The organism is Candidatus Paracaedibacteraceae bacterium, from assembly GCA_019636055.1.
GTDB lineage: Bacteria > Pseudomonadota > Alphaproteobacteria > Paracaedibacterales > Paracaedibacteraceae > Paracaedibacter.
This window is the reverse complement of record JAHBYH010000002.1, coordinates 191,363-212,321: the sequence shown is the minus strand read 5'-3', so window position 1 is coordinate 212,321 and position 20,959 is coordinate 191,363. Positions and strand designations below refer to the sequence as shown.

Sequence of the window (20,959 nt, the reverse complement as noted above, 5' to 3'; positions counted from 1 at the left end):
GGGGAGAACTATTATGTCTAAATCATCCGGTTTGGTGTGGAAAAAAGAAATCTCAGAGGTTAGCCTCCCCGAGGTTTACCGAAGCATATCTATTCCTAGCAGTGCGTCTGTTTGGCGGAAAATGATGGCTTTTATGGGCCCAGGGTTCTTAGTTGCTGTGGGTTATATGGATCCTGGTAACTGGGCAACAGATATGGCTGGGGGGGCTAAGTTTGGCTATACGTTACTATCTGTTATTTTGCTGTCTAACTTTATTGCTATGCTTTTACAGCATTTGTGCGTGAAATTAGGAATCGTGACGGGACGTGATCTGGCTCAGGCTTGCCGCGATCATTATTCCAAACCAACAGTTTGGTTTTTATGGATTATTTGCGAACTTGCTATTGCAGCTTGTGATATGGCTGAGGTGATTGGATCAGCTATTGGTTTGCAGTTATTGTTCGGTATTCCACTTGTTTGGGGCTGTGTTATAACGTGTGTGGATGTTCTGACCATTCTTTATCTTCAAAACAAAGGGTTTCGCTGGATAGAGGCGATTGTTATTACACTTATTGTCACTATTGGATGCTGTTTCGTGGCGGAATTGTTTTTTGCAAAACCCCAGTTCGGTGCTGTTTTTTCAGGATTCATCCCGACGATTGATATTGTCAGAAACCATGAAATGCTTTATATCAGCATTGGCATATTGGGGGCAACTGTTATGCCTCATAATTTATATTTGCATTCATCCATTGTTCAAACTCGAAATTTTGGATCCAAATTCGAAGAGAAGCAAGAAGCGATCAAGTATGCTACTTTTGACTCGAGTTTTGCTCTGACGATTGCACTTTTTATTAATGCAAGTATTCTGATATTATCGGCGGCAACATTTCATTGGAGTGGTTATCAGAATGTCGCAGAAATCCAAGATGCCTACAGGTTATTGAGTCCTGTTTTGGGTGTATCAATTGCGAGTACATTATTTGCGGTTGCTTTGTTGGCATCGGGACAAAATTCAACGCTAACAGGGACTCTGGCCGGGCAAATTGTTATGGAGGGGTTCTTAAATTTTCGGCTAGCACCGTGGTTGCGTCGCGTAATAACGCGCGGTTTAGCTATTATTCCTGCTCTTGTGGTTATAGCCCTTTATGGTGAGAGTAAAGTCACTGATTTATTAATTGCAAGCCAAGTAGTTTTAAGTCTGCAACTCGGGTTTGCGATTTGGCCGCTCATGCGTTTTACGTGTGATCGTCAGAAAATGGGGGATTTTGTCAATCCAAGTTGGATTCGATGGATTGGATGGTTAGTCACATTGGTGATTATTGCTCTTAATTTAAAATTACTAGTTGATACAACTTTTAATTTGTAAAAGTATCGCTGTACCTTAATAAAATATTAACAATTATGGTATACTATTCATATCTAAGCTTTAAAAAATATTTATAAAATAACCTAAATTTAATAATGATATTCAGGATGAATGTGATGATAAGCCGTTTTTTTAGTGTTGGATTGGTTTTGTCAACGTTGAGTATAGCCGGAGAAGATGGCTGCCCCGTTGATTTGACGTCAAGAACCCCTTGTAGTCGTCAAGCAAGTTCCAGTCTTAGAGAGCACCTTCATCATTCTGCAACAGAGGAAATGTATCCTCTTGAAGAAGTTGAGCAAGATTCCGAAGAAGCAGCAGTCTTATACCCTGAGGAGGCGTATGACCCTCTTCCAAAGAGAACGCCGGTTGAAGACGATCAAGGTGAGGATGAATTTAATGAGCTGCTAGCCCATCTGCAATAATGTGGCAGTTATCATTAACGATTTCGGCAAAACCACCGGTAATTTCGAAAACGTCACTAACTTTATCATTTTTATAAATTCGAACTGTTCCTGCTCGTAGACTCGATGAAAAAGGGGCGTGCTTGGGCAAAAAAGAAAAATCGCCTTCCTCACCCGGAATAACAACCATGGTTACTTTATCATCAAACGCGACCAGATCAGGGGTGATCAAACGGACGTGGATTTGTTCATTCATAAGGGGTTTTGTCATGGCGTTTCTCGTGAAAATAGGTATTCCATGGCTATTATCCTAAAATTTTTCCTTTCTATAGTCAATCGAATTGAATATGAGCAGTTAGAATACCGCGATTTCATTTTGGTTGACTATGCTATCGACATGTTTGTTTGGTTTCCGTATAAATTATGCGGGCCAAGTTATCCATAAAGACATCAACATGATTTGAAAAATCCACTAGATTTTTGCAAGAGGACTCGCCGGTTCCTTCAACTTGGAATTTATGGTGATCTGCATTGAGTAAACTATCTGTCGTTAATGTTTGATAATAAACAAACGGCTGAGACGATATGCACAAGCATGTTCCTGGTTTTGGTTTGGACTCTAACCACGTTTTTATGGTTGAGGCTGTATTGGGACGGCTCCATACGATCTGTCCGGATTTGTCCGTGGTCTGGATTTTAGGTGCATTAATAAACTCTATCGAGGCTGTTCTTAAGGGGGCGGGAAAATCTGCCTGCTGCCAAATCCATCGGGCTGCTTCATATTCAGTTCTGGGTATTTTTGGTGCTTTAAACTTAGGGTTTAAACCTAATACAGACGTATCAGTTAAATCACCTTCTTTATCTGGCGCGAATAAATCACGTTCCCCTGCCAGAAAAACAATTGTTGTCTTAGAGGTCAGTCTAATTTTTTTAGATGTTATTAAATTCACAAGCGTTTGGATACGCTCTCTCATATTTTTGACCGTCGATCCATTGATCAAAATATAATCATAGTCAGTCTTTACGGGAGAAATAGAATCAATATCCCCAAGTTGTTTAAATAAGGGATAGAGTTGGTCACTATAGGGGGCAAATTTTTGCTGTCCCGACAGATTTTGTCGTTCTTGTCCGGCTGGGCGCAAGAAAACGGCTTGGGCAACCTTATTTCGTTCGTCTGGATTTAGCTGATCGTGGTACTGAAAACCGGATTTCTCAAGTTCAGGTTTTACGGTTTTAAATATTTCTTGGACGGTTCCGGATGTTGAGCGTGTTGTCTGTTCGGATGAGCATCCACATAAAATAAGAAGAAGAGATGTACTAAGGAATTTGACAAAACGCATTATAGACCTAGACTAGTAGAGTAACCCTTGCTTATGAGTATGCCTTGAATGAACTATCTTGTCACCCTGTTAATGACGATGACACTGGCTATGAGTATGCCCCCTCTCCACAAAGGGGTGAGTCTGTCCAATTGGTTTTGGAATCAAAATGACCAGTTTGATGCGGATACGTGGATTACAGAACAAGATTATGTTTGGCTAAAACGTCAAGGCTATGATCACGTTCGTATCCCTGTTGATATGGCTGATTTAGACGAATCTTGGATTTTGCCTAAACTTCGCCAGGCTATTCAATGGGGCATAGATAATCAGTTAATGGTAATTATTAGCTGTTTTGGTGATATGTATAACAATCAACTGGTACCGCAAGAAAATTATCAAGGTAAACTGAAACAGCTAGCGTCCATTGTTGCTGAATTTCCTGTGGATCAGGTGTTTTTTCAAATCGCCAATGAACCAGATGTGCCAAGTCCTAAACAATGGAGTCGTATTCAAACTGATATGATTCGCACGGCTCGCGATGTTCTGCCTGATCGATGGCTCTTAACATCGACACCGTTGAGATGGCGTGAAGAGGATGGATGGGACCAACTCAAAGCCTTTAGCCGCATGATACCCTCTAATGATCAAAAAGTGATTTATACGCTTTATTTCTATGAGCCATTTTTCTTTACGCATCAAGGGGCAACTTGGGCAGGCAATGAAGCAAAACAAGTTAAAGGGTACGCTTATCCGGTTGAGTCAGAAAATGCCGACGAGGTTATTCGCAATTTACCGTCTGGGGTACCAGAATGGTTGCCGGACACCTTGAAAGAGGCTTGGAATAAATCCGTGTTGGGTGATCGTCTTCAAGTGGTCATAGCGTGGCGAGATCGTTATCAGCGTCCAGTGATGGTCTCGGAGATTGGCATTCACCGTCCGTATGCTCCAAAAGATTCTGTGGGACGATGGGTTACCGATGTCACCAATTTATTAGATCAAAACAAAGTTCCCTATACCATTTGGGATTATCGAGGGAATTTCAGCCTCCGTTGGGATGATCCGGATTTTTCTGTCCCTAAGGATGAGTATCGTTAAGCTACTTGCCCCTGCGGCTTAAAGAACCGCTCTGCCATATGTAACAAAATCCAACCGGCAATAAAACAGAGGGGGATTGTCATCATGGCTGTTTGATAGGCTTCTTCACCATAGAATCGTGTTCCATCAACATTAAGTTGTCCTTGCCAAGAAAGATCAAGAATAATCCCCAGCAAAGGTTGAAAGATGATGCCACTGAGCATAACAAGGGCATTGGTAAAACCGGCTGCAGTCCCACTTAGATGATTGTCGACATTTTCTTTGACGGCTGCAAAGCACATAACCTGACCGGCGTTGGCCATGCCTGCAAAAAATAAAATCATCAACATCGCTTGATAAGTCATGTTGTCAAAGCGAACAGCTGCCATGAATAGGGCAGCGGTCAATAGAGAGGCCCCCATCATTACGCGAACAGGACTTTTAAATCTATCTGCTAGCCGAGCAGCAAGAGGACTACCAAAAGCAATTCCTAAGTAAATCATGATGCTGGCTCGTGAGGCAATTTCATTGGTGACCTGATATTTTTCCATCAAATACGGAACAGCCCACAGTTCACAGAATGCCGATACAGGCACATACATTAAGCCGCCAACACCAGCAATGATCCAGTTATAAGGATCTTGGGCTATTTTCTTAAGTCCTGTCAACAGAGGAGCGGGTGTTCTTTCTTCTTGTTGTCTATCTTTCATAACGAACCAAAAAATAAAGGCTAAGAACACACCAATCGTGGCTGCAATGAGTGTAGCTTGACGCCAACCAAAGGTATTGCTGAGGACAGCAAAAGGCGGACCGCTAACCATGCCCCCTAGCGTGCCCATCATATTGCTGAGCCCGGCAATCATCGCAAATTGAGCCGGTAAAAACCATTCTGACCCAACTTTTAAGCAGCTGATGAAAGCACAGGCAGAGCCTGCGCCAATTAAAAACCGACCGATCTGAGCAATGAATAAAGAATCACTTTTGGCAAAAAGAATGCTACCAAGGACGCATAGTAATGTTGAATAGGTAACGACGCGACGGGGACCTAGTTTATCAACGATGACGCCACACGGAATTTGCAAAATGACATAGGAATAGTAATAAAAGGATGCTAAGACGCCCAAGGATGTTGATGCGACGCCGAAATCGAGCATTAGATCTTTGGCGATAACACTGGGGGATGCTCTTAACACCATTTCATAGAGATAAAATAATCCGGCGCAGGCCCAAATTAACCAGGCTTTATAATTCATTTAGTTATTGCTCCGTTTTGGTAGCTGGAAATGTTTCTTTTACAAATAACATAACGATCCAGGCTGCTACCATACAAATCGGGATTGTCGCCATGGCTTGTTGATAGTCGCCTATACTATACATAGGTGTTCCATCGGCATTTACAAGACCATCCCAAGCTAAATCAATAATTAACCCAAGCAGGGGCTGAAAGATGACACCACTGACCATGACGAATGCATTGGTAAAACCAATGGTTGTTCCACTGTAATTAGGATCGTTTATTTCCTTAGCTGCAGCAAAATAAAGAATTTGTCCCCCACAAACAAGACCTGCAACAAATAACAAGGAAAATGTCACCTCGAGGGGAATGTTTGGGATATAAATAACTGCCATGAACGGTGGAATCGTTAAGAGGGATGCCCAAGACATAACTTTAACGCGACTTTTTAGCTTATCAGATATTGCTGCGAACAGAGGACATCCTAAAGCCATTCCCACAAAAACCATGGCACTGGAAAAGGATGCTTTTTCACTAGAAATATTATAAAGGTTCATCAAATAAGGGGTTCCCCATAATTCAGCAAAAGCTGAAATTGGAACGTACATCAGGCCGCCATAAATACCGATTAACCAGCTTTGTGGATTACGGACCACGGATTTAAGTCCTACCAAAAGTCCGTGGGATCCTGTATTTTGTGGCTCGCCTGAGGCTGAATCCTTTATAAGGAACCAACAGGTTGCAATAACGGCAATCCCGCCAGATGCTAAAATAAACATGGCTTCGCGCCATCCATAAAGCTCAATCAAATAGGCAAACGGGGCTCCACCAAATAACCCGCCTAAGGTTCCCATCATCATGGTGACACCGGCAATCATGGCAAATCGTTCAGGACGTAGCCAGACCGAGGCAACTTTCATTGTGCTCAAATAGGCACAGGCAGAACCTGCCCCCATTAAAAAACGAGCAGTTTTGGCCGCTTCAACAGAGGTCGCATACGAAAACATAAAACTGCCAATGGTACACAGGATGGCAGAAAATGTAATAACGCGACGTGGTCCTAGCCAGTCAACAATCACTCCACACGGAATTTGTAACGGTACATAAGCATAGTAATAATAAGAGGCAATCACCCCAATCATGGTTGAGGTCGCTCCAAAATCAAGAGCCATTTCTTGGGTCATCACGCTAGGAGAAACGCGAAGAACATATTCGTATAAATAGAACAGCGCAGCACAGCCCCAAACAACCCAGCCATAGCCCGCCCCGACGACAGGCTTTACGCTTGAGGTCACAGGGGAAAAGAGGGTAGTTTTAGACATGATCGTTCTCTATCTCTACATATTAAGTTAATTATTCTTGATTTATGACGCAAAATATAGGTGTTATGCAAGAATAAACTAATTAATTCAGGTGATGTTGTAATATTATTACAATAAATATTGATTTTCGTAATAATATTACTTTACCATCTCAATCCAATCATCTTCACTTAGGATAGTGACCCCTAGCTCTTGGGCTGATTTTGCTTTACTACCCGCGTCTGCGCCGACAATGACAAAGTCTGTCTTTTTAGAGACGGATCCTGCGACTTTTGCACCTAAGCGTTCTGCTGTTGCTTTAGCCTCGGCTCGACTCATTTTCTCAAGGGTACCTGTAAAGACAATGGTTTTACCAGATAAAGCTGTATCCTGACGGGATTCTAAGGTGAATTCAGGAATTGTTAGATAGGACTTTAAGTCATTGAGCAATTGAATATTATGAGGATCATGGAAAAAGGCGAGTAAATCTTGTGCCATACTTTGGCCGATACCATCAAGGCTTAATAGGTCTTGTAAGGCCTCGCTACCAATCACTTGCGCCTCTTGCATCGCCTGTATTAAGCGGTCAAAGGTGCCATAGTGTTTTGCCAAAAGCTTTGCACTGACGCTACCAATTTGGGGAATGCCAAGGGCATATATAAAGCGATCTAAGGAGATCGTCCGACGTTTGTCAATGGCATCAAACAAGTTCACAGCCGATTGAACGCCCCAACCTTCTTTGCGACGAAGGGGGATTAAGTTTTGCTGGTCCCGTTTTTCTAATGTAAAGATATCGACAGGTGTGCAGATAAGGCCGTCATCGTGGAAAGATTCAATATTTCGCGCCCCCAAACCTTCGATATCAAAGGCATCGCGGGATACAAAATGTTTGAGACGTTCAACGGCTTGGGCTGGGCATTGCAGACCATTGACGCAACGTCTGGCAACTTCGCCCGGAATTTGTGCAACATCACCGCCACAAGCCGGACAGGTTGTTGGGAAGATAAAGGGCTGTGATGTAGTTTGTCGTTTGTCGGTAATGACACGGACGACTTGCGGGATCACATCACCGGCTCTTTGAATGATGACATGGTCGCCAATTCGGGCATCTTTACGAGCAATCTCATCAGCATTATGAAGCGTTGCGCGTGACACAACAACGCCACCCACGGTGACGGGTTTTAAATGAGCAACTGGGGTTAGAACCCCTGTACGACCGACTTGTATGCCGATGTCTTCCAAGATGGTTTCTGCTTTTTCAGCTTCAAATTTATGAGCAAGGGCATAACGAGGGGTTCTGCCGACACTGCCTAGTCGTTTTTGCCAAGCAAGATTATTAATTTTATAAACAACCCCGTCAATGTCATAAGGTAATTCCGCACGTCTGGCATTGATGTCGGTATAAAAATCAAGGAGATCGGTTGCTGACTGGCAATGTTTGATTTCGGGAGCAACTGAAAACCCCCATTGTTTTAGCTTTTCAAGGCTATCTGAATGGGTAGCCACTTGATCGCCCGATAAGGTATCATAGTAATAAGCAAAAAAACTAAGAGGGCGTGCAGCTGTAACGGAAGGGTCGAGTTGACGGACAGAGCCTGCTGCTGCATTCCGAGGATTGGCAAATTCTGGCTCGCCCTCTTTTCGCCGCTGCTGGTTGAGTTCAAAGAAATCTGTGCGCGACATATATATTTCACCACGAATTTCAATGCTTTCAGGAATATTATTCCCTGATAACATTATAGGAACATCGCTTATAGTTTTGACATTTTCAGTAATGTCTTCGCCTTCGCTGCCATCTCCGCGGGTTGCAGCTAACTTTAGGCGTCCATTTTGATAATGAAGGGCAGCTGAGAGACCGTCAATCTTTGGTTCTGCAATGCAATCAATAGGTTCTTTGTTATCAAGGGAAAGAAAACGACGAACACGATCAAAGAAGTTGATTACATCCACAGATGTAAAAGCGTTCTCTAAGGATAACATGGGAACACGATGCTTGACCTTTTTAAATCCTTTTGCAACCGGTGCTCCGACACGTTTAGAGGGACTGTCTTCACGTCGTAAATCAGGGAAAAGTGCTTCGATTTGGCGGTTTCGAATAACGAGCGCATCGTAGTCAGCATCACTGATTTCAGGGTTGTCATCTTGGAAATAGCGTTGGTCATGATAAGCAATTGCTTTGGCAAGGCGCGCTAATTCATGGGTTGCTTGGTCCCGCGTTAGCTGATCAAGGGGAACAGATTCAAAGGAAGGGGAATTACCCAAACCGGGCAAGAAGGCTTCGGGCTGCTGCTCTGGCTTCATCGGTGATGACCTCTCCTGATAACATACGGGCTATTTCTTCGTGACGACGTGTCAAGGGTAATTGAACCACATTTGTCAAAACTTGGCTACCTTGATCTTCTTTGCTGACTTGAAAATGCTCATCGGCTGTGGCTGCTACCTGAGGGGAGTGAGTAATAGTCAAAACTTGAATATGTTCTGCAAGTTTTGCTAAACGTTGACCAATGGCAGCCGCAACCGCACCACCAACACCAATATCAATTTCATCAAAGATGATTGTTTGAATGGTGGAACCTGTTGCTAAAATAGCTTTCAGTGCAAGCATAAGACGGGCAAGTTCACCGCCTGAGGCTGCTTTTTCGAGCGCTTGCCAGTCTTGCCCTTTATTCATAGCGACTAAGAATGAAATTTTGTCAACACCTTGGTCTGACCAATTAGATTCATCTAAAGGCGATACCTCAATCATAAAGCGAGCATTCGGCAGTTTGAGGTCTGGCAGTTCAGCCATGACAGCTTGGGTTAGGTCATTGGCTTTTTGGGCTCTGAGATGGGTTAACTCTGCTGACGCTGTCGTAAATGATTTTTTAGCCGCATCCGTTGCGCGAGCCAGTTCAACAGCGCGAGCTTCTGCTTGATCGAGATCATCTAAATCTTGTTTGAGTTGCTGATAAAACTGAGGGAGATCTGTGGTCGTCACATTGTGTTTTTTGGCGATGGCTCGCAAGGCATGAAGACGGTCATCAATGCGTTGTAATTGTTGTGGTTGATCATCAATCTGATCAATGATTTCATCCAATTGAGCCAGAGCTTCAGTGGTCTCGCTAACAGCTTTTTCTAAGGCTTGAACGGCCTGATCGATGTGATCATTTTCACCCGCCGTAAAGCGTTGTAAAGTCCTGTGTGCTGTCTGCAAAGCTGATAGGGCGTCTGCTTGACTCAAGGCGCCATGGGCAATGCCAACAGATTCAAATACCTTGGCAATCCCGACAAGATCTTGGCGTTGAGTAATTAAGGTTTCTTCTTCTCCCTCTTCTGGGGATAAAGCTTCGATTTCTTTCAATTGATAGCGCAGAAAATCCTCATGCCGACGCAAATGATCGAGGCGTTCTTCGGCTTGAACTTGGTGTGTAAGTGCTACTTGCCAGTGGCGATAATTTTGTTTTACTTGGTCTTTGACTTCAGGTCGATCGACATAATTATCCAAAATACGGCGATGAGACGAGACATCCATCAAGCGATCGAATTGACCATGGATTTCAACGAGATTCTCCCCAAGTGTTTTCAAAAATGTAACAGTTACGGGTTGATCATTAACCAGACACTTTCCTTTGCCTGATGTTGTGAGCGTTCGCCGCACCAGAATGGTGTCTTGGCTAGGGATACCTTGATCTATTAACAAGGTTTGTGCCGGATGATCATGAGGGACTGAAAACTCAGCGGATAATAAGGCTTGATCAAATCCTTTGCGAATCAATGATATATCGCTTCGGTGTCCCATAATAATGCCTAAGGCATCTAACAAAATGGATTTACCCGCCCCCGTTTCACCCGTGAGGGCTGCCATACCAGACTTAAAAGACAACTCTAGCGAGTCAATGATCACAAAATTTTGAATCTTAAGAGTTGTTAGCATGGCAATACATACCTCTTTGTTTATATTTTTGGTTTGATGGGTGTGGCCGGTTCTGCTGTAACCGTTTGTACTTTTTGAGCTTGTTTTCTCGGGAGAACAATTTTGGGGTTCTTGTCTGTTATTAAGGCATAAGTGTCTGCGTACCAAGGGCTACCGGGGAAGTTATGGCCAAGGACAGCGGCTGTTTGCTGGGCTTGATCGGGCAGACCCAAGGCAAGGTAACATTCAACCATGCGATGGAGCGCTTCAGGGACATGAGAGGTAGTTTGGAATTGATCCACCACAACTTTAAAACGATTAACGGCTGCTAAATAGGATCGTTGGCGCAAATAATAACGGCCAACATCCATTTCTTTACCTGCCAAGTGATCACGGAGTAAATCGAGTTTAAATTTAGCATCACGAGCATAAGGGCTATCCGGAAATCGGTTTAGGACTTCACGGAAGGCGTCTTCTGCTTTTTGAGTGACGGTTTGATCCCGATGGACGGTTGGAATTTGTTCATAGTTGCACAAACCAACCATATAATAAGCATACGGAACGCTGTCATGTCCCGGATGGAGTTGAATGAAAACGTTGAAATTCTCAATGGCTTCGGTATATTTTTTAGCTTCATAATAGCAATAAGCTGACATGAGTTGAGCTTTGAGGGACCATTCTGAATAAGGATGTTGGCGTTCAACTTCGGCAAAGGTTTTTGCAGCTTGGCCGTAACTACCGTTATCCATTTGGTCTTTGGCGTTGTTATAAAGTTTTTCAACAGGCATTTGTGCCAAGAGTATTTCATCATTATCTGAACATGAGACCAAAAAGCTGGAAAGGAGGGCCAAACATGTAAGTTTGCGTTGGATAATAGTCATTTTTATTTGTCCTTAAACAGAAGTCATTAATTAACCCAAGTTTAACCGAATCACTTGATTATTCGCAAGGTTGATGTTTTTCTAGAATAAAATGACGAATTTTGTTAATTTTTTGAAAACTATAACCTATCATAACCTAATAAATGAGAGCCAACAACCTTGGTTAATGTAACATGAACAAGATTTTAATTATTTGTATTTGTTTAATTGTTAATGCGATTTCACAAGAACTAATAGTAAGCGAGGATCTGGATTTGTACGGGACAGGGCAATTAACAAGAGTTACTTTGCCCTATCCCTATTTACCACTTGAATACGAGCAGAAACTTCAGTCATCTAAATTATTTTTGAGTCAGGGGTTATGGTCTTATACGAGGCCAGATAAGGTTATTTTGACAGGAACATTATCACCATGTGTGGCTCTTATTGCTAAATATCAGGCTGTAGATCAAGAGGTTAAGGCTCTTGTAGCCCATTTAGATTTCTTGGCTGATCTTAGCTCCTTGTACGATCCTATCCGTCAGTTGGCTGGAGGGGTAGACTTTGAGGCGTCAGCTTTAACAATTGATTTATTGACGACAACGTGTGAAAGCTATGAAACAAAGATACCTGATTACGAATGCCACACTTGGAAAACTTTGCATGGCGAGCGATCTCAACTAGAGCATCTGAAATTTCTAAAAGATGGTTTGTGTAATCATTTTAAGCTTAAGCGGACAAAAGTAAGAGCGCGAAAGTTTAATCCATTTAAAAAAATTCAATCCTATGGCCAGTATATTGGGGTTGGCGCCCAGTTGGCAATTACGTCAACAGGCGATGTTTATGTGGTTAGTCATTTTAGATATGATCCATTTATGGTTAAGAGTGACTTTCTATCAATAGTGCATCCCAATGATTTTTTTGCAAAAGAAATTGAAAAAATAACGCCTATGGCTATGGTTGTGACGCATTTGCGACTTAATGAGGAGCAAAGAAAAATACCGTACTCCTCGTATCATACATTATATGGATCTGTGGCTTTGATGAGCTGTTCTGATTTTGTTGATAAATATGAGGCAAGGAAGCATTTAAGACGCCAAGTCATCTAAGTGTTCATGAATATGCTTTGGTTTTTTGTGGGTTGGCCAAGGATGCGATACGTCGCCCAAGTGGAGATGAACGTCTTGAGTCTCTAATCGAACTTCAGGGCCACCTGAAAAAACTAAATGGAGAGCCCCTTCATTTTCACCATGGATTGTGAGCAGGTTATGATCTTCGTGGGGACTATTAGGATCAAATCCTTTGTGGAGAACTTTATCAATATTATGAATTTCAAGGCCTGAATGGACACGATGATAAAGAGGGGTACCATCTTGATCTTGGGCTTCGTGTTCCCAGCAAAATCGATTGGCAAGAGCACGAAATATTTTTGTTTCGGGATCATATTCCATAGACATGAACGGGATGAGAGCATCCTGAAGGTGACTTGCCAAAACTTGAAGATCTTCAAGGTCTTTTGCGATTAATTTCAATGGTTTCATTGTATGGGTGTCCATGGCCGTACTCCACCTTTATAATACTAGTCTTATTTAGATTATCATCAATAGAAATAATAGGCTATACGTTAATTTTTATGATTTGATCAGTTGATAAGATGTTCTATTTTTATGGATATAAAAAAACCCGGGATATTTCCCAGGTTTTTCTGAATCGTCTTCTAAGATTAGAAGCTGATTTTTGAACCGATGATGAACACGGCTGCTTGGTTCTTTGCATTTGAACCTGAGTTTGCATTAACGCGACCAAAGGCGTTGTTAAAGCTTTGTTCCATAGTTTGTGCAACTGCATTTGACTTTGTGCGAATAAAGTCAACTTCACCAAAGAATTTCAAACCAGCAACAGGAACAACGTCACCTGTCAAGCTCCAGACATCAGTCTTAGCTTTACGGACAGCGTCTGTTTCACGTTCCATATGTTGGTAAGAAGCTGCAAACTTATAAGCGCCCATTGTGTAACCAACGCCAGCATTCCATGCTTGACCGGAATCACCTTGGTGTAGATTGCCAGAGTTCGCATCACCAGCAGCACCAGCGACGAGGTTGGTTCCAAAATATGTTGTTCTGCGGAAATTACGTGAGTGACCGTTGTCTAACCAACCACCACCAACTTGAACAAGGTGACCATTGGATAGGCGGTAAGCAACAATTGTACCCAACTGATAAGCTGATGTATTGCGCAGACGGATTTTGCCGCCAAATTGAGATACGCGATCATCTACCCGTGCGTATGGTCCGCCATTAGGGGAAAGAGTGTTAGATAGGTAAGAGATATCTGTCAAATACGTACCATTCAAGTTGAAGCCCCAGTTGCCAACTTCTTTTTTGAAGGATAAACCAAATGCCCAGCTACGAACGCCATAGGCATCGACATTGCCTGGAAGGGCAGGGAAGAAATTGCGGTTACCCGGAACGTTGCCATTTCCTTGGATAGAATTGTTATCCAACTTAGCATCACCTAAGTGAGATGTTTGTGGTGTGTAAGCAACACCAAAACGGAAGTTCCAAAGTTCAGGTGTATAATAGACTAATTTTGTTGCATAACCGGTATCACCGATGTTGTCGTTACCGCGTAGAGCGAATGATGAGAAGTTATAAACATTTTTATAACCACCATCGAATGCACCGGCGCCACCAACGATTGCACCAGCATCTTCGATCATGGCGTCTTCTGGGCCAACAACGTTACCGAATTGGAATGTACCAGCTTTTGTATTGAATTCAATGTAGTTTTGAGCAATTGTCGGACTAACGTTTGAGTTAGCTTGCATGTTGATTTTATACTTGTATTCAATACCAGAAGCTGTACGACCAGCAACCAAGAAGAACAAGTCAGAAATATCGTTTGAGAAGTGGTGAGCACGTGACTTGCCATTGTTTTTAACCTTTTGGTTAACAGCATAAGCATTCATAATTGTGTTGCCACTAATCTTTAATGTAGGAGCAACAGCTTCAGCCATTGCGGATGTGCTAAGCGCGGCAATCGCCATAGCGCTAAGTACTAGCTTTTTCATAAGAACCCTCCGAATTTACATTTTAGGGAGCCCACACGGAGCCCAACTAAGAACAGTTTCTTATAAAGTAAATGACTTTTTCAACAGATTAGAGAAATTTTTTTGATAGTTTATGTGGATTGTTGTTTAAAAATCACACACATTAGAAGTCTTAAAAAATAATTAAGAAAATTAATTTCGTTTATTTGATTTGAGAGCGCCGTTGCGTACTGCGATAGTGGGGGCTATTAAGCCTTTTTTAATTTTCATTTCATGGATCAGTGTTTCGAGATAATCTTCTTGTCCTTTAGGTGTTGATATTGTTTTTTGGCTATTGTTTAAGAGGATGCGTATCATGTACATAAAGTTATTTTTGATATCGTGTTCATCCAGAGCCATTGTTTGGACGGGGATAAAAGGGGGTTTTTGTTTTGCGGGTGTTTTGTTTTCTGTTGATGTTTTCTGTATTAAGGATGTTTGAAACATATCTACTTGTTCGTAAGGCGTGTTTTTAGACATGAAATTTATCCAGAAGGAGGTGGTGGTGCCTGCTGCCAGACTCGAACTGGCACGCCCAAAGAGCGACAGATTTTAAGTCTGTTGTGTCTACCGATTTCACCAAGCAGGCATAAATACACAATAGTAAATTATTTTTTCTTAAGCAAGAAAATCTTGATGTCTTAGAAGATTATTTACTAAAAATATGATATGGTTGATCAAACAGTATAAGAGATGGTTCTGGTGTGACAATTAACTTTGATAAGATATCGATTCATAAATGTATGATTTTTCATTGTCTTGTTAATGAGGGGGCTCCTGCTGTTGTTGCTCGCAAGTTAAAGTTACCTGCTTTTAAAATTCACAACGATATTAATTCGATTGAAAAATTTCTTGGTGAACCCTTGATCTTGCGTAATCAAAATAGAATTACGTTAACCGAAGCAGGGCAGAGTTTTGCTGAATTTTGTAGAATTGTCGTAGAATCTTTGCCTCTTGTAAGTCAGTCAACCCAAACTCCTCAAGAGTTAAAAATTGCAACAACTCACGGTATTGCTGAAAATGAACTTCCGATAATTTTGAGTGAATTTTATGAGGAGTATCCCGATATTAAAGTGACTGTGTTTGCAGGAGCTGAATATTTGGATTTTACAAATCCGATTATTGATGCGGTTATTGGTGATTTCTTGGTTAATCGTGCTGATTTGACACAGACACAACTAAATTCAACGCGTATTGTATTCGCGGCTACTCGTGAATATATCAACCGCCATGGTGTTCCTAAAACATTAGAAGATCTGAAGTCGCATAACTTACTTGTGCCCTTAGGGTATAAGATTGAGCCGAGAAGGTTTTTTGATTCGATTGAGCCATGCTATCAGTCTAACATGTTGAAATCGGTTTGCAAAATGGCATTGCTGCACAGGGGAGTTATTGCTATACCAAAAACACGCTTGCAATCTGATGAAAATTTATCTAGAAATTTAATTGTAGTCAACGAAAATTCAGATTCATCGGAAATTAGAACATTCTTTATTACACGGAGAATTTCTTCTAAAGCAGGTGTTTTGAATCGGTTAGGTGAAATTACAAAGAAAAACTTAGGAAGAGATTAACATGAAACATCGTAACAAGAAGGCAAACATTGTAACTATTTATTTTTCCCCATTGTTTGCATAAAACAAAACCCGGGGTTATCCCGGGTTTTATCGGGGTTATCCCGGGTTTTATATAGTCTATTTTCTTGACACCCTCATGGTGATCAGGCATAACTATTATAATGTGGGCCTGTAGTTCAGTTGGTTAGAACCCTCCGCTCATAACGGAGTTGTCGCAGGTTCGAGTCCTGCCGGGCCCACCATAAAATAATTTCTTTCCCTAATAAAGCTCTTGTGATAATTCTTCTCGAAAGATTGAGCGTGCTTTTTTGTTTTTGTGTTTTGCGCATTCTGACTCATTGTCATCTGTATCGGAATCTAGGCTAAAATGCAGAGATTTTGATTTGAAGGGCGATGCTGGAAATAATTGTTTCGCTAGTCTTTGACGCCCGTTTCTTCTCTCTTGTGCAAATTCGCTTCTATCGATTTTTGATGGGCCGTGATAGGTATGAACACCTGGTAACCTATGAATATCAGCAGGAAGCATGACGATATATGTTTTGTGATTGATTTGACCGAGATGATGCATGTGACATCTATACTCTGTGCCTGTGCGTGGATCAATCCAAATAGCGGATTCCCCTTTGGATAGACGGTGTATATTATTTTTGCGACGGGGTGTTCCTTTGACGGGAGTTAGTCCCGGTGCATAGAGATGCGTATTCTCTGAACTGTCAAATGTGATTTGTCTATATATATCTTCTGGATTATACCCCATAGGAAAAGATTCTAAGAAGATATTACGATGCTCTTCTGGTGTTTTGGGTTTGTATTTTTTGATATTATCAATCCACATTTGAAGATGCCTTATGTATAAGACAGAGCGACTATTTACTGGAATGGTTGTAATTGATGGATCGAGTGTTATATTTTCCAATATGCCTGATCCACTTTCCCCACTATCCGATTCGTCTGAGCCGTATGACCCCATTGATAAGGTTTCTGATGATTCGCTTGAAAAACCTGAGCTTAGCCATTCATCATCTTGTGATGCTATAGGAGATTCATCGCCAGGAGAAAACTCTTGATCTTGGGTGTATTTTGTTGTATATTGTCTAAAAATTGCCATACCTTTTTCAGGATTTGGCGGAAAATTTTCGGCGCATTTTGCGCCAATTCCGCCAAATTTAAAGAAAAAGGATGCAATAAGACATGGATAAGCGACATGCTTAGCCATTACTGCCTCCATTCTTATATTCCACAACCTTAAAATGGGGGCAGTCTCATAATAAATCAAGCTGTAAATAATAAAAAATGTGTTTTTTTATTGTTGACTTTTTCTTTATGAGTTTAAATTGATGAATTTTAACGGTTTGGCGAAAATAAGCTTGACCTTTTTGTGGAAACACTTCAAATAAATAGTATAAAGGTTTATTTAGGATTTTTTATGTCTAAGGAAGATTTAATTGAATTTAATGGCACGGTAACTGAACTTTTGCCAAATGCAATGTTTCGTGTCAAATTAGAAAATGACCATGTTATTCTGGCTCATACCTCAGGTCGTATGCGCAAGAATAGGATTCGTGTTTTAGTCGGGGACAAAGTTGTTGTGGAAATGACACCCTATGACTTAACCAAAGGTCGCATTATTTTCCGTCAAAAATAAGATGAGGCGAATTGCACTTCTAAGCCGCTGTGGAGATATAATCCGAGCGGCTATTTTGCATAACGGATCTCTTGTCTATCTCGATGGGGACGACCTTAGGCGCCCCTATAAGTTAGGAACGGTTTACCAAGGCAAAGTTAATCATATTGAGCGGGGGCAGTGCTGGATTGATTTGAATCCGGGTATAGGGCTGTTATCATTCGATAAAAAATATCCGCCTGTGACGGTTGGTCAGACTATTCCTGTTCGAATTAGTCGAGAAGCATTTTATGATATCGGACAAAAGATTTTTAAATCTCCCTTGCTTTCAAGAGACAGGCAGCAACCGGAACCATCAATATTAGCGCTTATTCCGGATCTGAATATTGTGGATGAACTAACTATCGATGATGCAGAAATTATGGCAGCGATAAAACCTGAGGTGATATCAACTTATTCTCAGATCAAACTCAGCCTTAGCCATAAAAATTTATTTAAAGAGTATGGTTTAGAAGAAAACTGGGATGATTTGCTTGCTCCTAAGGTTATTCGTGATAATTTTAATTTTACAATTGAAGAAACATCTGCTTGTACTGTGATCGATGTTAACGGAGTAGGGTATATTCGATCTATTAACGAAAAAGCCGCCCAAGCATGTGCTCAGCAAATTTATTGGCGTCATTTAAGTGGTGCGATTATGGTCGAGTTTATCAATCATGCCAAAGACCAGCGGCCAGAGTTGATAAAACTGATAAAGTCTATTCTGCCGTCAACCTATACAATTCACGGGTTTTCAAAGTTAGGTTTTCTCGAGATTAGTTCTCCCCGAACAACGGCACCCCTCTCTCACAGATTTATAAAAAAAGAGGCCTAATGGCTCTCTTCTTTAATTTATCAGATTTGGCTTTACCAAAGACCAACGGTTTTCCACCAGACGCCACCAATACCAAACCATATGGCAATGTTGACGACACTGATCATAAAACCAAGACGCCACCAAGTGCCAATATCAATATAGCCAGATCCAAAAAAGATGGCGGATGCACTGGCGCCGTAGTGGGTCATACTTGAAAATAGGCTTGAGCAGAACCCAAGAGATAGGGCCGCAACTAAGGGTGGTGTGCCAACTGAAACGGCAACAGCCAAGAATGCTGCATACATAGCACTGACGTGGGATGTATTACTGGCAAAGAAGTAGTGGCTGTAGAAGTATATGAGGATAAGGACAGCAAAAGCCTGCATCCAATCCATCCCTGACACAAGGGTGCTGACCATGCTAGAAAACCAAGCAACAACACCATAAATTTGTAGGTATTTGGCCATCGTTACAAGGATAGCAAACCAAATCATGGTGTGCCATGCTTCCTTTTCATGCAAGACATCATCCCATGTCAGGATTTTTGTTGCTAGAAGTAAGCACAGGCCAAGAAGGGCTGTTGTTGTCGCACCAATGCCATAGGCTTCCCCAAAGATCCACAGGCCTAACATTAAGGCAAAAACACCTGTCATGATCCATTCAGCTTGACTCATAGAGCCCATTTCAGCGAGCTTTTGTCGTGCTAAGTCCGGGGCATGACCAAAGCGTTTTTGGGATGGTGGAAATACCCAGTAAAAGAATAAGGGAAGGAATAGCAATGCACATAATCCCGGAACAGATGCTGCAATCGCCCAATTACCCCAAGTGATTTCGATCCCTTGTGTTGCTGCAAAGGATTGGCACATTGGGTTGGCTGCCATAGCAGTTAAGAACATGGCGCTGGTGATTAGATTCCCGTTATAGGCAACTTTATGAAGATAGGCACCGATTTTTCTGCGGGTCGATTCATTAGGGTGGCTGCCCATGGATTCAGATATGGCTGAAACAACAGGGTACATGATGCCGCCAGCACGGGCAGCACTGCTCGGAATGAAAGGAGCAATAAAGAGTTCTGTTGCAACAATACTGTATCCCATACCGAGGGCACTCTTGCCAAACCATTCGACGAATTTATAAGCGATTCGAATGCCGAGTTTTGTCTTGATAAAACCACGAGCAATAAAAAATACATAAATAACAAGCCAGATGACACTATCGCTGTAACCACTTAGAGCTTCAGGTTGTAATTTCATTGTACCGGTTAGAACCGTAACGGCTAAACCAATTAAGGCAACGGCTCCCATCGGTAAGGGTTTAAAAATAAGGCCTGTAATTGTTGCAACAAAAATTGCAAACAGATGCCAGCCTTGTGGATCCATACCTGCTGGGACGGGAGAAAAATAAATGCCAGCCCCAACTAAGAATGGAATTAGAAAACTAAGTGCCTGAGACATAGTGAATTCCTTAATACAAAATATTACTTTCTACGGATAGCAGAAATAACGCAGTTTTTCTAGAATATTTGTTTGTATCGTGAAGCTATCGTTGTTCCCTTCGTTTTTGAGACAAGGAACAAGGGCTGAAATATGCTGTTAGTCCATAAGTAATAATGTGACACTGTTGGGGCGTCAAATGGAACGATTATGTGGAATGAATATTAGAAAGGAGGTAAAAATACCTCCGTTTCAAAATCGTTATTTAGCGCTACCGGGTGATAAAATCATTAAGATCTGACGCCCTTCAAGCTTAGGCGCTTGATCCACTTTAGCAATGTCAGAGACGCTTTCTTTGACGCGGTTAATAATTTCCATGCCCAATTCTTGATGGGTAATTTCGCGGCCCCGAAAACGGATAGCCACCTTAACTTTGTTACCTTCATTTAAGAATCGAAGAACGGCTTTCAATTTAACTTGGAAGTCATTTTCATCAATAACTGGTCGCATCTGAATTTCTTTGACTTCAACGACCTTTTGATTTTTCTTAGCTTCAGCTTTCTTTTTTTGCAGTTCATACTTGTATTTGCCATAATCAAGAACTTTACAAACCGGAGGTTCTGCATTAGGCGATACTTCAACAAGGTCTAACCCGGATTCTGCTGCAATTTTTAGGGCTTCTTGTCGGTTGACAACACCGATCATTTCGCCATCTGCACCGACGAGACGAACTTCTTTAGCTGTAATTTCTTGATTAACACGTGGGCCATCTTTTGGTGCTGGCGCGTTATTATTAAAACGAGATATGCGACTTCTCCATGCAAAATACCTGAATTATTACAGTTTCACTCTACACTACTTTTTCTCTGAGAACTACAATTTTCGCATCAAGGAATTATTTTTTAATACATTTAACCTCCTTTTCATGTGGATTGACTTCATGTATTTT

General features: G+C 41.7%; 20 protein-coding genes and 2 tRNA genes. 8 read left to right on the top strand and 14 right to left on the bottom strand.

Going from position 1 to position 20,959, the window contains the following annotated elements:
* Positions 1-13 precede the first annotated feature (13 nt).
* Together KF820_04495 and KF820_04490 are read left to right on the top strand one after the other, a co-directional pair.
* The gene (locus tag KF820_04495) at positions 14-1,348 is read left to right on the top strand and encodes an Nramp family divalent metal transporter (GenBank protein ID MBX3457601.1); all 1,335 of its coding nucleotides are present in this window, start codon (positions 14-16) and stop codon (positions 1,346-1,348) included.
* A 116-nt stretch (positions 1,349-1,464) separates the two neighbouring features.
* Positions 1,465-1,770, top strand: coding sequence for a hypothetical protein (locus KF820_04490; protein MBX3457600.1), 306 nt, complete (start codon positions 1,465-1,467; stop codon positions 1,768-1,770).
* On the opposite strand, the gene atpC is transcribed toward KF820_04490, so the two are convergent.
* Both atpC and KF820_04480 read right to left on the bottom strand, forming a co-directional pair.
* Complete coding sequence (gene atpC, locus KF820_04485; protein MBX3457599.1) at positions 1,742-2,020, bottom strand: ATP synthase F1 subunit epsilon; 279 nt, start codon at positions 2,018-2,020, stop codon at positions 1,742-1,744. The genes KF820_04490 and atpC overlap by 29 nt on opposite strands.
* A gap of 118 nt (positions 2,021-2,138) precedes the next feature.
* Positions 2,139-3,089 (bottom strand): hypothetical protein, encoded by a 951-nt coding sequence (locus KF820_04480; GenBank protein MBX3457598.1) that lies wholly within the window; start codon positions 3,087-3,089, stop codon positions 2,139-2,141.
* A 48-nt stretch (positions 3,090-3,137) separates the two neighbouring features.
* Here KF820_04480 and KF820_04475 point away from each other — a divergent pair, with 48 nt between their 5' ends.
* The gene (locus KF820_04475; protein MBX3457597.1) at positions 3,138-4,166 is read left to right on the top strand and encodes a hypothetical protein; all 1,029 of its coding nucleotides are present in this window, start codon (positions 3,138-3,140) and stop codon (positions 4,164-4,166) included.
* Here the strand turns inward: KF820_04475 and KF820_04470 are convergent.
* The 5 genes from KF820_04470 to KF820_04450 all read right to left on the bottom strand — a co-directional run bounded on the left by KF820_04470 (position 4,163) and on the right by KF820_04450 (position 11,453).
* A complete protein-coding gene (locus KF820_04470; protein MBX3457596.1) occupies positions 4,163-5,398 on the bottom strand; it encodes an MFS transporter in 1,236 nt (411 codons plus the stop codon). The genes KF820_04475 and KF820_04470 overlap by 4 nt on opposite strands.
* 4 nt (positions 5,399-5,402) lie before the next feature.
* Positions 5,403-6,701 (bottom strand): MFS transporter, encoded by a 1,299-nt coding sequence (locus tag KF820_04465; GenBank protein ID MBX3457595.1) that lies wholly within the window; start codon positions 6,699-6,701, stop codon positions 5,403-5,405.
* A gap of 138 nt (positions 6,702-6,839) precedes the next feature.
* Positions 6,840-8,981 (bottom strand): NAD-dependent DNA ligase LigA, encoded by a 2,142-nt coding sequence (gene ligA / locus KF820_04460; GenBank protein ID MBX3457594.1) that lies wholly within the window; start codon positions 8,979-8,981, stop codon positions 6,840-6,842.
* Positions 8,935-10,593, bottom strand: a complete 1,659-nt coding sequence (gene recN, locus KF820_04455) for a DNA repair protein RecN (protein ID MBX3457593.1) — start codon at positions 10,591-10,593, stop codon at positions 8,935-8,937. The genes ligA and recN overlap by 47 nt, the downstream gene beginning before the upstream one ends.
* 20 nt (positions 10,594-10,613) lie before the next feature.
* Positions 10,614-11,453 carry an outer membrane protein assembly factor BamD gene (locus KF820_04450; protein MBX3457592.1) on the bottom strand — a complete coding sequence of 280 codons (840 nt, stop codon included), beginning with the start codon at positions 11,451-11,453 and terminating at the stop codon, positions 10,614-10,616.
* Positions 11,454-11,626: 173 nt separating this feature from the next.
* Between KF820_04450 and KF820_04445 the strand changes: the two genes are divergently transcribed.
* The gene (locus tag KF820_04445; protein ID MBX3457591.1) at positions 11,627-12,541 is read left to right on the top strand and encodes a hypothetical protein; all 915 of its coding nucleotides are present in this window, start codon (positions 11,627-11,629) and stop codon (positions 12,539-12,541) included.
* Here KF820_04445 and KF820_04440 read toward each other — a convergent pair.
* The 4 genes from KF820_04440 to KF820_04425 all read right to left on the bottom strand — a co-directional run bounded on the left by KF820_04440 (position 12,521) and on the right by KF820_04425 (position 15,109).
* Positions 12,521-12,988: a DUF2948 family protein gene (locus KF820_04440; GenBank protein MBX3457590.1), complete on the bottom strand. Its 468-nt coding sequence runs from the start codon at positions 12,986-12,988 to the stop codon at positions 12,521-12,523. The genes KF820_04445 and KF820_04440 overlap by 21 nt on opposite strands.
* 167 nt (positions 12,989-13,155) lie before the next feature.
* Positions 13,156-14,502 (bottom strand): porin, encoded by a 1,347-nt coding sequence (locus KF820_04435; protein ID MBX3457589.1) that lies wholly within the window; start codon positions 14,500-14,502, stop codon positions 13,156-13,158.
* A gap of 171 nt (positions 14,503-14,673) precedes the next feature.
* The gene (locus tag KF820_04430) at positions 14,674-15,000 is read right to left on the bottom strand and encodes a hypothetical protein (GenBank protein MBX3457588.1); all 327 of its coding nucleotides are present in this window, start codon (positions 14,998-15,000) and stop codon (positions 14,674-14,676) included.
* A 23-nt stretch (positions 15,001-15,023) separates the two neighbouring features.
* Positions 15,024-15,109: transfer RNA gene (locus KF820_04425), tRNA-Leu, on the bottom strand.
* Positions 15,110-15,224: 115 nt separating this feature from the next.
* Between KF820_04425 and KF820_04420 the strand changes: the two genes are divergently transcribed.
* On the top strand, positions 15,225-16,094 hold the full coding sequence (locus KF820_04420; protein ID MBX3457587.1) for a LysR family transcriptional regulator: 870 nt from the start codon (positions 15,225-15,227) through the stop codon (positions 16,092-16,094).
* A gap of 168 nt (positions 16,095-16,262) precedes the next feature.
* Positions 16,263-16,339 (top strand) — tRNA-Ile (locus KF820_04415).
* A 17-nt stretch (positions 16,340-16,356) separates the two neighbouring features.
* On the opposite strand, the gene KF820_04410 is transcribed toward KF820_04415, so the two are convergent.
* The gene (locus tag KF820_04410; GenBank protein MBX3457586.1) at positions 16,357-17,313 is read right to left on the bottom strand and encodes a hypothetical protein; all 957 of its coding nucleotides are present in this window, start codon (positions 17,311-17,313) and stop codon (positions 16,357-16,359) included.
* A gap of 210 nt (positions 17,314-17,523) precedes the next feature.
* Between KF820_04410 and infA the strand changes: the two genes are divergently transcribed.
* Entirely contained in the window at positions 17,524-17,742 is a 219-nt protein-coding gene (gene infA, locus KF820_04405) for a translation initiation factor IF-1 (GenBank protein MBX3457585.1), read from the top strand.
* 1 nt (position 17,743) lies between these two features.
* Positions 17,744-18,595: a ribonuclease E/G gene (locus KF820_04400; protein ID MBX3457584.1), complete on the top strand. Its 852-nt coding sequence runs from the start codon at positions 17,744-17,746 to the stop codon at positions 18,593-18,595.
* Between the two features lie 32 nt (positions 18,596-18,627).
* On the opposite strand, the gene KF820_04395 is transcribed toward KF820_04400, so the two are convergent.
* Together KF820_04395 and infC are read right to left on the bottom strand one after the other, a co-directional pair.
* Positions 18,628-20,031 carry an anion permease gene (locus KF820_04395; protein ID MBX3457583.1) on the bottom strand — a complete coding sequence of 468 codons (1,404 nt, stop codon included), beginning with the start codon at positions 20,029-20,031 and terminating at the stop codon, positions 18,628-18,630.
* A 240-nt stretch (positions 20,032-20,271) separates the two neighbouring features.
* Entirely contained in the window at positions 20,272-20,817 is a 546-nt protein-coding gene (gene infC / locus KF820_04390; protein ID MBX3457582.1) for a translation initiation factor IF-3, read from the bottom strand.
* Between the last annotated feature and the right edge of the window lie 142 nt (positions 20,818-20,959).

Bases quoted from the DNA above. Each gene is read 5' to 3' on its own strand.
- KF820_04495 (MBX3457601.1), top strand. From the start codon at position 14: ATGTCTAAATCATCCGGTTTGGTGTGGAAAAAAGAAATCTCAGAGGTT.
- KF820_04490 (MBX3457600.1), top strand. From the start codon at position 1,465: ATGATAAGCCGTTTTTTTAGTGTTGGATTGGTTTTGTCAACGTTGAGT.
- atpC (MBX3457599.1), bottom strand. From the start codon at position 2,020: ATGACAAAACCCCTTATGAATGAACAAATCCACGTCCGTTTGATCACC.
- KF820_04480 (MBX3457598.1), bottom strand. From the start codon at position 3,089: ATGCGTTTTGTCAAATTCCTTAGTACATCTCTTCTTCTTATTTTATGT.
- KF820_04475 (MBX3457597.1), top strand. From the start codon at position 3,138: ATGAACTATCTTGTCACCCTGTTAATGACGATGACACTGGCTATGAGT.
- KF820_04470 (MBX3457596.1), bottom strand. From the start codon at position 5,398: ATGAATTATAAAGCCTGGTTAATTTGGGCCTGCGCCGGATTATTTTAT.
- KF820_04465 (MBX3457595.1), bottom strand. From the start codon at position 6,701: ATGTCTAAAACTACCCTCTTTTCCCCTGTGACCTCAAGCGTAAAGCCT.
- ligA (MBX3457594.1), bottom strand. From the start codon at position 8,981: ATGAAGCCAGAGCAGCAGCCCGAAGCCTTCTTGCCCGGTTTGGGTAAT.
- recN (MBX3457593.1), bottom strand. From the start codon at position 10,593: ATGCTAACAACTCTTAAGATTCAAAATTTTGTGATCATTGACTCGCTA.
- KF820_04450 (MBX3457592.1), bottom strand. From the start codon at position 11,453: ATGACTATTATCCAACGCAAACTTACATGTTTGGCCCTCCTTTCCAGC.
- KF820_04445 (MBX3457591.1), top strand. From the start codon at position 11,627: ATGAACAAGATTTTAATTATTTGTATTTGTTTAATTGTTAATGCGATT.
- KF820_04440 (MBX3457590.1), bottom strand. From the start codon at position 12,988: ATGGACACCCATACAATGAAACCATTGAAATTAATCGCAAAAGACCTT.
- KF820_04435 (MBX3457589.1), bottom strand. From the start codon at position 14,502: ATGAAAAAGCTAGTACTTAGCGCTATGGCGATTGCCGCGCTTAGCACA.
- KF820_04430 (MBX3457588.1), bottom strand. From the start codon at position 15,000: ATGTCTAAAAACACGCCTTACGAACAAGTAGATATGTTTCAAACATCC.
- KF820_04410 (MBX3457586.1), bottom strand. From the start codon at position 17,313: ATGGCTAAGCATGTCGCTTATCCATGTCTTATTGCATCCTTTTTCTTT.
- infA (MBX3457585.1), top strand. From the start codon at position 17,524: ATGTCTAAGGAAGATTTAATTGAATTTAATGGCACGGTAACTGAACTT.
- KF820_04400 (MBX3457584.1), top strand. From the start codon at position 17,744: ATGAGGCGAATTGCACTTCTAAGCCGCTGTGGAGATATAATCCGAGCG.
- KF820_04395 (MBX3457583.1), bottom strand. From the start codon at position 20,031: ATGTCTCAGGCACTTAGTTTTCTAATTCCATTCTTAGTTGGGGCTGGC.